This is a genomic window from Pseudomonas sp. SJZ077 (assembly GCF_007993905.1).
In the GTDB taxonomy this organism is placed as follows: Bacteria; Pseudomonadota; Gammaproteobacteria; order Pseudomonadales; family Pseudomonadaceae; genus Aquipseudomonas; species Aquipseudomonas mandelii.
Genome location: NZ_VIUJ01000015.1, coordinates 123,151 through 135,296, shown reverse-complemented (window position 1 = coordinate 135,296; position 12,146 = coordinate 123,151). Strand labels below are relative to the sequence as shown.

Annotated in this window: 8 protein-coding genes and 1 pseudogene; 4 read left to right on the top strand and 5 right to left on the bottom strand. The window is 53.8% G+C overall.

Going from position 1 to position 12,146, the window contains the following annotated elements; genetic code table 11:
• Nucleotide 1: 1 nt before the first annotated feature.
• The 3 genes from FBY01_RS21725 to FBY01_RS21715 form a co-directional block, all read right to left on the bottom strand.
• A complete protein-coding gene (locus FBY01_RS21725; protein ID WP_145309372.1) occupies nucleotides 2–1,783 on the bottom strand; it encodes a monovalent cation:proton antiporter-2 (CPA2) family protein in 1,782 nt (593 codons plus the stop codon).
• A 141-nt stretch (nucleotides 1,784–1,924) separates the two neighbouring features.
• Nucleotides 1,925–2,359, bottom strand: a complete 435-nt coding sequence (locus FBY01_RS21720; RefSeq protein WP_049870760.1) for a phosphate-starvation-inducible PsiE family protein — start codon at nucleotides 2,357–2,359, stop codon at nucleotides 1,925–1,927.
• 125 nt (nucleotides 2,360–2,484) lie between these two features.
• Nucleotides 2,485–5,247 (bottom strand): ATP-dependent Clp protease ATP-binding subunit, encoded by a 2,763-nt coding sequence (locus FBY01_RS21715; protein WP_145309374.1) that lies wholly within the window; start codon nucleotides 5,245–5,247, stop codon nucleotides 2,485–2,487.
• Nucleotides 5,248–5,678: 431 nt separating this feature from the next.
• Between FBY01_RS21715 and FBY01_RS21705 the strand changes: the two are divergent.
• The 4 genes and pseudogenes from FBY01_RS21705 to FBY01_RS21685 all read left to right on the top strand — a co-directional run.
• Nucleotides 5,679–5,984, top strand: a pseudogene (locus tag FBY01_RS21705) (TolC family protein); the annotation flags it as partial.
• A 36-nt stretch (nucleotides 5,985–6,020) separates the two neighbouring features.
• Nucleotides 6,021–6,557, top strand: coding sequence for a redoxin domain-containing protein (locus tag FBY01_RS21700; protein ID WP_017338525.1), 537 nt, complete (start codon nucleotides 6,021–6,023; stop codon nucleotides 6,555–6,557).
• Between the two features lie 17 nt (nucleotides 6,558–6,574).
• Nucleotides 6,575–7,102 carry a thioredoxin domain-containing protein gene (locus FBY01_RS21695; RefSeq protein ID WP_010459441.1) on the top strand — a complete coding sequence of 176 codons (528 nt, stop codon included), beginning with the start codon at nucleotides 6,575–6,577 and terminating at the stop codon, nucleotides 7,100–7,102.
• Between the two features lie 520 nt (nucleotides 7,103–7,622).
• Nucleotides 7,623–8,723: a low temperature requirement protein A gene (locus tag FBY01_RS21685; protein WP_145309379.1), complete on the top strand. Its 1,101-nt coding sequence runs from the start codon at nucleotides 7,623–7,625 to the stop codon at nucleotides 8,721–8,723.
• A gap of 230 nt (nucleotides 8,724–8,953) precedes the next feature.
• On the opposite strand, the gene FBY01_RS21675 is transcribed toward FBY01_RS21685, so the two are convergent.
• Together FBY01_RS21675 and FBY01_RS21665 are read right to left on the bottom strand one after the other, a co-directional pair.
• Nucleotides 8,954–9,769 (bottom strand): CmcJ/NvfI family oxidoreductase, encoded by an 816-nt coding sequence (locus tag FBY01_RS21675; protein WP_145309381.1) that lies wholly within the window; start codon nucleotides 9,767–9,769, stop codon nucleotides 8,954–8,956.
• Nucleotides 9,770–10,088: 319 nt separating this feature from the next.
• Nucleotides 10,089–11,396 carry an OprD family porin gene (locus FBY01_RS21665; RefSeq protein ID WP_145309383.1) on the bottom strand — a complete coding sequence of 436 codons (1,308 nt, stop codon included), beginning with the start codon at nucleotides 11,394–11,396 and terminating at the stop codon, nucleotides 10,089–10,091.
• Nucleotides 11,397–12,146 lie beyond the last annotated feature (750 nt).

The window sequence follows — 12,146 nt, the reverse complement described above, 5'->3', positions numbered from 1 at the left end:
CTCACGGAGCATCCCGCGCGTCGTGGTCCGGCGGATCAATGCGTTCAATATTCCCCAGTACCAGCGCTCGTCCGGCAAACAGCCCGCCCGATGTTTCCAAGGCAAAACGTTCGGCATCGCGTTTGCGCACTTCGTCGATCACTGCGTCGGCTTCGTGCTCCGACGCACCCAGAGTCAGCACGGCCTGACGGCCGAGCAGCAGGGCGGCCTCAAAGGTTTCCCGCACTATGTAGTCGGCGTCGTGTTTGACCAATTCCAGCGCATGTTCGCGGTCAAAAGCGCGTACCACCAATTTCACCTGCGGGCAGAAGTGCCGCGTACTTTCGACAATGCGAGTCGCGGCTTTTTTATCGTCCACACAAACAATGATGGCGCGAGCGTGATGGGCGCCAGCGGCGTGCAATATTTCATGGCGGGCGCCATCGCCGTAATAGACCTTGAAACCATAGGGTGTCACGGCGCGGATGACCTCTGGATTTATATCGATGATGGAAATTTTCGCTCCCTGAGCGAGCGGCGCTTGGCAGGCAATCTGCCCCACACGGCCAAAACCGATGATGAGTACATTGCAGCGCAGATTCTGTGCGGCTTCCACACCGTCCAGGGAAACGGTCCGCGCGCGAGCAAACCGTTTGTACAGCAATAAAGTCACCGGCGTTATGACCATGGAGAGCACCACAATAGCCGTCATATTGGCGTTGACTTCAGGACTGATGGCCCTGAGTTTGAGCGCTTCGGCAAACAGCACAAAAGCAAATTCGCCACCCTGCGCCATCAGCAAGGCGCGATCCAGCGCGTCGTCATGACCGCTTTTCGCGAGGCGCGCGACCGCATAAATACACAGCGCCTTGACCACCATCAGCGCCAGCACGCCGGAGATGATGAGCTTCCAGGCCTCGGCCACCAATTGCAGATCCAGCGACATGCCGACGCCGAGGAAAAACAGCCCCAGCAGCAGGCCGCGAAACGGCTCGATGTCGGCCTCCAACTGGTGGCGGAAAGTGGATTCGGACAGCAACACACCGGCCGCGAAAGCCCCCATCGCCATTGAAAGACCGCCGAGTTCCATCAGCAACGCTGCGCCCAACACAACCAGCAGCGCAGCGGCAGTCATTACCTCGCGCGCTTTGACTTGGGCCAATACCCGAAACAGGGGATTGAGCAGCCACAACCCGATGGCCACCAATGCACCCAAGGACAGCGCTGCGATACCTATGCGCTGCCAAAGTGGAGACGTGGGTCCATTCGCCAACTCCGTGGGCGCCAGAAATGCCACCACCGCCAGCAAAGGGGCTATCAACAGGTCTTCAAACAGCAAAATGGACACTACGTGCTGCCCTCTCGGCTCGGTAATGTCACCGCGTTCCGAGAGAACTTGCATAACCAGAGCCGTGGAGGTGAGTACAAAACCCGCTGCGCAGACAAATGACACCTGCCAAGAGAATCCGAAAGCCATGCCGACAAAAGTGAGCAGACATGCACTGACCACCACCTGCAGGCTGCCCAACCCAAAGATCTGCCTACGCAGGTCCCATAGGTGAGAGGGTTTCATCTCCAGGCCAATCACAAAAAGAAACATGACCACGCCCAACTCGGCCACCTCAAGGATGGTGTGGGGGTCATTGAAAAGTTGCAGTCCGAAGGGGCCAATGATCAGGCCCGCCGCCAGGTAACCGACCACTGAGCCGAGCCCGATGCGTTTGAACAGCGGCACTACCAGCACGGCGGCGGCAAGCAAAGTGACGACAGCAAATAATTGTCCGACGTTGCCTTCAGCGGCCATAGCATTGACCCTCATCCCACATCAGGACCGGTAATGCGTCCACGGCCAGGCGTGTTGAGCAGAGCTTTCAAGCTGAGCGCTCAGTTCTGCAAATTCTTCAGGACTAAGCACCAGATCCGGAGCGTTCACCAAGAATTGTAGCTATTCATCCTTATCACTTTCTCGTAAGTCATCCTTATCACGCTCTCGTAAGAGCCAGCAGACGATGCCGAGTACCAGGGTGGCAAATCCTAGTGCGGCAATGGTGAGCGCAGGAGTAGCGGCAGAATCGAGAATAACGAACTTCCGGCTGAGCGCCAGCAGGGCGATCAACAGCACTGTGCGAACCTGAACGATGCTGTTGCGTCTTAAGGCGGGGCGCACAATCGAATGCTTGAACTCCAGGGCTATCAGCACGGTGAAGATTGAGCCAAAGAGGGCCTGGAAAACATCGTGGTCCAGAGGATCAATCGCACCACTGATCAACAACGGCACGACCCTGCGACAGAGCTGCAGTAGCGCCATCATAATCACAGACGCGATGATGAGACTGAGCGCAAGAACAACCAATTGTTCGAAACGTTCGTAAGCACTCATCAGCGCCCACTGAAGTCTGAAATTTTTCAGCGTCGAGTTGCGCTCACGCCTTTCAGAATCAGGCTTTGACACGATAACCCTCCACACTTGCGTCTTCAGTCTGCCGGGCCCGTCCAAGCATGAGGCTAAGTCCCAGTCTCCGCGGCAGGTGTCAGATCATCCGATTGGCCAGGTGGACTACCCTTTTCGGAAGTCTTTGACGCATCCACCTCGACCTTTTTGAAGACCACTTCGCCACGCTCTTTGTCGTAACCCAACTCAACACTGTCGCCGGCTTGCAGCTTGCCAGCGAGCATTTCCTTCGCAAGCCGCGTTTCGACGGCCTGGCGAATCTGACGTTTCAACTCGCGCGCGCCAAACTCAGGCTGATAACCAACATCCGCCAGATGATCGATGAGTGAACCATCAATTTTCACTGTGATGTTCTGTGCAGCTGCGGTTCGAATGACCCGATCAAGCTGAATGTTCACAATCGATCGGATGTTGTCACGGGTAAGGGCATGAAACACGATGATGTCATCAATACGGTTCAGGAATTCGGGACGAAAATGCCCTTTCAAGACTCCCATCAATTCATTACGTAACGCTTTTTCCGTAAGGCGTTCATCTTCAGGGCGCTCGAGATTCTCCATGATGATGGGAGAGCCCAGGTTACTGGTGGCAATGATGATCGTATTGCTGAAGTCCACAACACGTCCCTTGCCGTCCGTGAGACGCCCATCGTCGAATACCTGAAGCAATACGTTGCTCACATCGGGATGCGCCTTCTCGATCTCGTCGAGCAGAATCACACTGTAGGGCTTGCGGCGGACACGCTCTGTCAACTGACCGCCCTCGTCGTATCCCACATAACCGGGTGGCGCACCGATCAACCGAGCAACTGCATGACGCTCCATGTACTCCGACATATCAATACGAATGATCGATTGCTCGTCACCAAACACCGTTTCCGCCAACGCTTTGGCAAGTTCAGTTTTGCCGACGCCCGTAGGGCCAAGAAAGAGAAACGTGGCAATAGGTCTGTTGGCTTGGCCAAGACCGGCCCTAGACAACCGAACGGCATCGCTGACTGCGAGCACAGCATCTTCCTGCCCCACCAGCCGATCACGCAAAGTGTCTTCCATATTCAAAAGCTTTTGACGCTCTTCCTGCGTAAGTTCGGTCACAGGAATACCGGTGAGACGGGACAACACCTCGGCAATTGACTCCAGGGTCACCTCAAGGGTTTCGGAACCTGTCTTGCGCTGCCAAGCTTCTGTTTCCTCTCCCAGTTGCGCTTGTTTTTGACCAATGCGTTCTTCAAAGCCTTTGGATTCATCAAAACGTTTACGGGAGGATGCATAATCCTGTTCACGTTTAAGTTGCGTAATCTCGGCTTCCAGCTCCTGGATGCTGGCCGGCCTTGACGAGGAACTGATTCGAACGCGGGCCGCGGCCTGATCGATTAGGTCTATGGCTTTATCCGGCAAATATCGCGAGGTGATGTAACGATCCGACAGCTCTGCTGCCGCCACAAATGCTTCATCGGCGAATGTGACTTGATGGTGAGCCTCAAGCTTGTCGCGCAGCCCACGCAGGATAATGATGGTCTGTTCTACGGTGGGTTCGGCTATCAGCACAGGCTGAAAACGTCGTTCAAGCGCTGCGTCTTTTTCGATGTGCTTTTGATACTCATTGAGTGTCGTCGCACCGATCAAGCTAAGCTCTCCGCGTGCCAATGCGGGTTTGAGTACGTTGGCAATATCGAGGCCGCCCTCCTCACCACCCTGCCCCGCGCCAACGATCGTATGTAACTCGTCGATGAACAGAATAAGCTCCGAGCTTTTTGCGGCGACTTCATCAAGCAGTTGCTTGGCTCGCTCCTCAAATTCACCACGATATTTAGAGCCCGCAACCATTGAGTTCAGATTGACTTCAACAAGCCGCCTGCCACGCAGAATCTCAGGGACATCGCCCTTTACTATTCGTTGTGCAAGCCCTTCAACGATGGCTGTTTTACCGACGCCAGGTTCGCCGATAAGAACCGGATTGTTCTTTCTGCGCCGCGCCAGCACCTCGATGGTATTTTCGATTTCCTGCGCGCGCCCCAGTACGGGATCGAGTTTGCCCTCACGAGCCAGTGACGTCAGGTCGCGACCGAACTTGTCGAGTGTCGGTGTTCCCGTCGGGGTGTCGACTCGCCCATCCTCAGCCCCCTTACCCACCACCTTGACCACCTTCTGCCGCAAGGCTTCAGGCGTTACGCCGTATTTTTTAAGCAATGTCCCGGCGATACTTTCTGGTACAGAGGCAAGCCCGATCAACAAATGCTCTGGGCCAACGTACGAATGTCCTAAATCACGAGATGCCTGGAACGCAAAATTGAAAACTTTCTTTAACCGTGGCGAAATGCTCATCTGGTCCACCGGGGCCTGGGCCTCCGCTGTGCCCCTCTGAGCATGTTGATCGATGTAGCCTTTGATCTCGTCCGGAGAAAGCTTCAGCTCCTTAAGCAACGCCGTACCCACATCGGTATCCGCAAGCACATACAACAAATGCTCAGTATCGAGCTCGCTACGGTTGAGCTCATGGGCTTTCTCACCCGCGCGTTGCAGGATTTCCAGCGTCTGGGAACTGAATGCATCGGTTGCATCGACAGATTCTCGAGGCACTTGCGCAGAGAGCCTGAAGTCATCACCCGCTTGATCCTTTGCTCCGCCCATGCTGTCGAAAAAGCGGGACACACCCCCGCCCAGTAGAGAGTCGAATGGATTCAACATGCTTTGATGGCGTAAGAGTTGACGGTAATCGTGGTCGCAAATGGACATTGTCCTGGCTTGGCCATTTTGCGATACGGTCACTCGCGCTACAGCGGGTCTCGCATTACATATTTCACAGAGAGTAGCCATGATGAGTTGTCTCCAAAGATGGATAACACGGACTCATTCGGATGGATCTACGTCCCCGTAAACGATGCTCAAGCAACAGGGGCATGAGATCCGCAATACGCTGAGATTGCTCAGGAAGACGATTACGTTGGAGGGAATGGCAGTCTCGGCAGACTACGCCATCCAATAACGATAGTCGGATCTCATCAAAACACGCTATGGGCGACCCAGGATACCGACGAACGACGTCTGATAAATTCGTGCTCAAAAATACCGCCAGTCGTAAACCACCAACTCATCAGCAAATGAGGCTATGGAATCACCAGCGTGATCGAGCAACGCTTCGATGTCGGAATTCGCAGGGGCGAATCGATCAGCAAGGACATGATTGCGGTTCGCACCAAAACCATCGGATAAAAAAGCCGCCGAAAATGACAGCAAAAGAACGAGCGCGCGAGGTCTTGCCGGCATTGGAGGAAACGGAGAACGCGTTCAGCGATTACGGCAAGCGCCAACAACGACTATAGTCAATGGTGCGTCAGAGCGAATCCAGCCTTTCCGCTGCCAACCTGGCCTCAATCCAATACCGCGAAGGCACGGCGGATCTCCTCGTGCTTCTTGATGCGGATCGTGAACGTCTCGCAACCGAAGACACTCAGGCTCAGGCCTCAAACGAGGTGTATCGAGGCATCGTCGCCATTTATAAATCACTTGGCGGTGGATGGAGTTATCCCCCCGGGCAAGTCGTATCCCGCTGAGCAGACCCCAACCGCCCATCTATAAGGGCTCAAGCCATGCACACTTCAGAATTGGATGATGCGAAAGAAACGAATGGCGACCTGGTTCAGGGGCCGCTGCCGGCCGGCACTGTCGCGCCCGACTTCACTCTGTACGCAACCCCTGATCAGCAGTTGTCGCTACGCGAGCTAAAGGGAAATCCCGTGATACTGGCGTTTTATCCCGCAGACTGGACTTCGGTTTGTGGCGACCAACTGACCTTGTACAACCAGTTGCTACCCACATTCAGAGAATACGGTGCGACGCTACTGGGTATCTCGGTTGACAGCGCTTGGTGTCATCAGGCCTTTTCCAAAGATCGGAATTTTCACTTCAGCCTGCTCGCCGATTTCGAGCCCAAAGGGGCTGTGGCGCGACAGTATGGAGCGTACGACTCCCACCTGGGAGTTTGTAAGCGGGCGTTGTTCGTGATTGACAAGGAGGGAGTGATCGCCTGGAGCTACATCTCACCAATGGCAATCAATCCGGGGGCGGACGGCATTCTGGATGCGCTGGATGCTCTGGCGAATTCATCACAAAGCACGCCAACCTAAAATTAACAGGTGATCCCATGGCCACTCTCAAAGTCCCGGTAAGTGCCAGCGACCATCGCCAGGGAAGTGCGCATGCCAAGGTCACACTGGTGGAATTTGGCGACTATCAATGTCCCTATTGCGCTGAAGCGTATTGGATAGTCAAGAATCTGCAACAGCATTTTCGCGATGATTTGCTGTTCGTGTTCCGTAATTTTCCACTGACCACTGCTCACCCGCATGCGATGGCTGCAGCTGTCACCGCTGAGTTTGCCGGGAGTCGAGGATTCTTCTGGGAGGCGCACGACGAATTGTATGAAAATCAGGATCGATTGGGCCTGCCGCTGTTTCGGGCCATCGCTCTAAAACATGGCCTCTCCGACGAAGAACTCTATCTTGCCATGCAAGACGGTACCTACGTACCCAAAATAAAATCCGATTTTAATGGCGGCGTACGGAGCGGCGTGAATGGCACCCCAGCGTTTTACATTGACGGGCTTCGCTATGACGGGGCTCCAGAGTTCACCGAGATGAGTCAGATGATTGAGCTTTCGTTAGTGAGTTGACGAAATCGCTAGATAGTGAAATCGCTTGGCATCACCCACACCGTAGCCGAGGGCGAACGTGCCCCATTGCGCACGCGCACCAGGTGTGCATTCGATAATATTTCAATACGGGAGATTGAGGAATCCACGGTGCTGCCAACGATAAGCATCGCTCGTAAAGCAGCGGCACGAAAATATCAGCCCAGCGAACCGAGGACATAAAAAATGGCGATGTTAATTTTTGACAGCTCGGAAGATTCCATAGTCGAGGCGCGTGTCCTGGTCGAGGCGCTGAATGAATGGTTGGCGGAACAGCAGCCCAGTTGCCCGCTAAGGTCCGCCCGTGCGCAATGTTGCTATCGGCCCGATGGCACGCTGGATTCTGTATTGACCGTACGAACAGACGTGGTGGTGGACTAGGTCAGGTGTTGCACTCAGTTTTTGCGACCGTCCCCAAGGTTGACGCCTATACCCGTCCACCCGTTCGCTTATCCGTTAGTTTCCTTCTACATTAAAGAGGTGCACACGGAGCCAGCAGCGAATGAAATCTTTGAAGTATTATGAAAAAAATCGACACGCCACATGGTTAGAGTTGTTTTTTGACCTGATTTTTGTTGTTGCAATTGGCAAGGTTACGCATACTCTTGGACATCTTCATCACGGCCACTTTGAACAGGAGCAATTATGGACATTTTTACTGCTTTTTGTTCCATTATGGTGGATCTGGTCCAGCCACACGATTTACTCAAATAGGTTTGATACAGACAGTAACCTTCACCGCTTGGCAACATTATTTTTAATGTTGCTGCTCATTGTGCTGTCTGCACGGATTGGGGAAGAATTGGAAGTAAACTATGCGCTTGTCATTGCCTGCTATTTTGGTATACGTGCCATCATCAGTATTATGTACATTTCGTCCATAAATAAATTCGATCACCGTAGCGAATTCTCCTCCAGGCTTGGCTTCGCCCTGTTAGTTAGCGCAGTTGTTAGTCTTTCATCCATTCTTTTTGACCCACCTATGCGTTACTTTGTCGCTTACATTGGGATTTTACTTGACATTCTGCTCCCTCTATTTTCTTGGGGTAAGCTAAAGCCATTGCCCGCACATACAGAACACTTGGTTGAACGACTAGGTTTACTCACCCTCATCTTATTGGGCGAGTCGGTAATTAGCCTTTCTGGAGGGTTATCTGACATTCAATGGGATCGTTATAATGTGATGGCGGCAATCACCGGATTTATCATGACTTGCAGTATCTGGTGGATCTATTTTGATAGCTTTTACCTACTGAGCAAAAACGAAAGTAGTATGAGTGGACACTCCTTAATCTACTCGCACCTTTTTCTATTTATGGGGCTAGCACTTCTCGCAAATTTGATCAGGCATGCGATCTTGAATGACATTGCGATGCGCGATTTCCAGATTACGTCAATCATCGGCATGGCTTTATTTTTCTTAGGCAAGCAATATGGCTACTTCATAGCGGTACCTAAAATAAGAAAATACATACTACAAAACACCTTGATCGTGTTTTCTCTAGGTGGGTTGGTTATATTCCTACCCCGCGTCGAGTACATATTGGTCGGCCTGACAGCAACCATGATCTGCTATGTTTTCCTAAATTTCAGGTATCGTTGAATCTTTATAATTAAGCCATATCACGGGTGAATCAGCTATCCGCGCGCACCAAAGACTCAGCAGCTGATTGTCGAGGACTGGCGCACTGCGGATCGTGCCGAATGTGGTTAGCTGTTCAAGCCCTTCACCCAGTCGCTATACATCCCTACCAACGAGAAGCGGGTGGTCGCCTGGTAAAGCACGGGGGGGAAACACCGCGCGGCGGGAGGCCCGCGCCAAGCGGCAAAAACCTAATCAAAGAAGGCCAGGGTGCGAACTTCGATACTCTCGCGCGGCGGGGCTCCCGGCGGCGTATTGGGGTCTTTGAAGGCGGTATGGGGCGTGAAGCGGGCACGGCCGTCGTGACGTGAGTCATACCCCTTGATCAGCAAGACTTCGTCACGGCGCATGTCCGGAAAATAGTACCAGCGCTGTTGCGGATTGTAGGCTAGGTGGTAGATCTCACCGATACGATCCGGATAGACCAAGTCGGTGGCCAGCAGGTCATTGGAGTCAAGCGTCGAGGCGTCCAGCACGGCCAGCGGCGAGCGCTTGACGGGCCCGCTCATCGGGCGCCAGAGGTTAATCTGGGCCACCGACACCAGTGCGGCGGCCTGATCCAGGCCCAGCACGTCGCGAATACGCTCAGGACCCGAGCGCTCGGTGTAGTCATTATGCACACGGCTGGCTGGGCCGCGAATATCCCGCCCCTCGGCGTCGCTGCGCCTGGTGTGGTCGAAGATGACGACCCGGCTCGCGCCCGTCAGCTCCTTGATCAAGGCCTTGACCTCGTCATAGTAGACGCTTTCCACCAAGGCATCGTCGTAGAGGTCGTCGACCACCGTATCCCGCCGATGGAGCTCAAACCCCTGCTTGTCCAGAGACAGGCTGCCTGCCAACGGACGACCGTTGTGTATCGTGACCTCGCGCTCCTCCTGCTCGGCAAAGTAGTGCGGTTCACTGTCACCGGTCAAAGCCTCGGTATGCACATAGGGCTTCGCATCGTGCTTGACCAGGTAGGTAAGTGTCGTGATGACGCTAGCGGGCGTATCAGTTGTGTGCTTCAAGTAACACCTCCCGGTCTGCTGACCGCTTCCGGCGTGGTGTCACCGTGGCGGATCTGTAACTTGTACGTAGACACCTTCCAGCTCAATCGTATGCCTTCGAATGGACACTATCAAATGCAGCCCGAGGTGCATGGCACCCGACCGGTAGAAAAGGACCACTCTTACCTCGGCATCGACGACCAGCTTGACCATGACTGGCGTGTCGCACTCCGGGTCTGCGCCGATCATGAGCATCCGATATCCCGGCCCGCCCTTTACAATCGTTTGTCTGCCATAACGGGTTCGGACGTTGGTTAAATCAAACTTCCCGCACCACTATCTAGAGAAGCGGAATGCTATAGCTTACAAAAACTCGATTCTGATCTACGTTTCGAGATGCTTCGCTGTTGGACTTGCCGTTACGCCAGCCGAACCCGACGCCTTTGAGCGCTCCGGATTGAAGGACGTAGTCCAGACTAATGTCTCTTTCCCATTCCTTTTGGTTGTTGCCTGACGTAGTTTTAATATTATCGCCGGAGAGGTACATGACCGAGCCTTTCAGGCCAGGGACACCCAGAGCGGCGAAGTCGTAAGCATACTGACCGAAAGCTGTGCGCTCGCCTGCACGGGTGAAAGTTTGGATCAGGCGGTCTGTATACAGATACAGGCTTGCTCCACCGGCGCCCTTGTCTACCAGGCTACCCTGACTGAGTTGAGTGAAGTTGCTGCCATCCGACACACTTTGGTACCCCGCAGTAATCGCGTGACCACCCAGTGTGTAAATCAACGCGGCACTCCAGGTACGGTTGTCGATCTCTCCACTACCGTTTTTGGTGTAGCCACTCATTCTGTAGCCTGACGTCCCGGAGCTATTTGCCCCTGACGAGTCAGTTTTGAAATAGCGCAGGTCGGTTTTAAGGGACTGATTGTCCGAGAGGGCAAGGGTGTGAATTAATCCCATAAAATGCTGCGTATAGTAGTTGTCGAGGCTGGCGTAGTAGTACTGAGCTGTCAGATCCTTGGTGACTTTCCAATCGCCCCCGGCGAAGTCAAACTGATTGCTTTCCCGCGTACCACCAGCAACGGCCAGCCCCGTCTGATCGCTCGAACCACGTCCTATTGCATGTTCGATCCGACCTCCAGTCAAGGTCAGGCTATTGAGCTCGCTCGAGGTGATTTGAACGCCCTCGAAGGTTTGCGGAAGCACGCGCCCATCGTTGGCGACCAGAATTGGGAGTTTCGGAATCAAGGTGCCGTAGCGAAGTTCAGTTTTCGACATTTTGACTTTTCCGGTCAGCCCCAGCCTGCTCCACTCGTCGACGGCACGGTTGTCACTGTCAGAAGGCATCATGCTGCTGCCGACATGCCGTCCTTTGCCGCTGTCCAAGGTAACCCCCAGCAACCCCAAGCCATCGACACCAAAGCCAACCATGCCATCGGTATAGCCCGATTTGAAGTCCAACATGAAACCCTGCGCCCATTCTTCGGTTTTGGAAGGTGCGGCGACGCCATCGCGGTTGTCGTTATTGAAGTAGAAGTTTCTCATTCCCAAGGTGGCTTTGCTATCACTCAGGAAGTCCGCATGCACCTGGGCACTCAGGGTAATACTAAGAAACACCGAACTTGCAGTTATTGTTTTTCCACTCATTTATATAGCGCTCCATTTGTTATTTTAAAGTAATAGAAGCAACGCAAGATTTTCAGGTGCGCGTTTTTTTATTATTCTTAACATCCTGCTCAAAACGAGAAATCGACGATGCCTCGCCCCTCCTGCATCAAGTTAATATTGTTAATGCAAGTTCCAAAGTCGCTCATCGCACCTGTTTCTGTTATGCAACGCGATAGCGATAGAGCGGATTGTGTGAGAAAGGCGCAGGGAGTGCCTTGCCTAGGGAAATGGAGTTCTGCGTTGCAGTCTGAAAATTTATCTTATCGTCTGAATTTCAGGATTGGGGCCGGACCCAATTGTCGGTCGAGTACCCAAAGGCTCAGCGGGCTGACCTGACGACTGTCCTCTATAGCAACCCGCGGCGCGCCGATCACGACGCCCAAGGCCCAGACTGCGGTGTAATCATCTGCGACAGGTACCGAGACGGACGACGAACATGGCGGTTCCCCCGCAATGCCGCCTACGCTTGTTGGATGGTCCCCATGCTTTTGCTCAGGCGATGTATCGGGTTGGAACGATCTGATTTATTTTGACCGCCCGCTCAATGCCAATCCGGACCTGCCCGCGCGTATCGCCAGCAACTGGCCCCTCACTCCGGTCGACCCGACCAGCATGTACGGCGCAACGGGCAAAGATTGCACCCACTACCCCACCTGTCGTTCCCAAGCGACCGATGCCGCAGCACCTCTGGAAACAGGGGCGCTGTTCACGTTCTCCCCATTGAGGAAG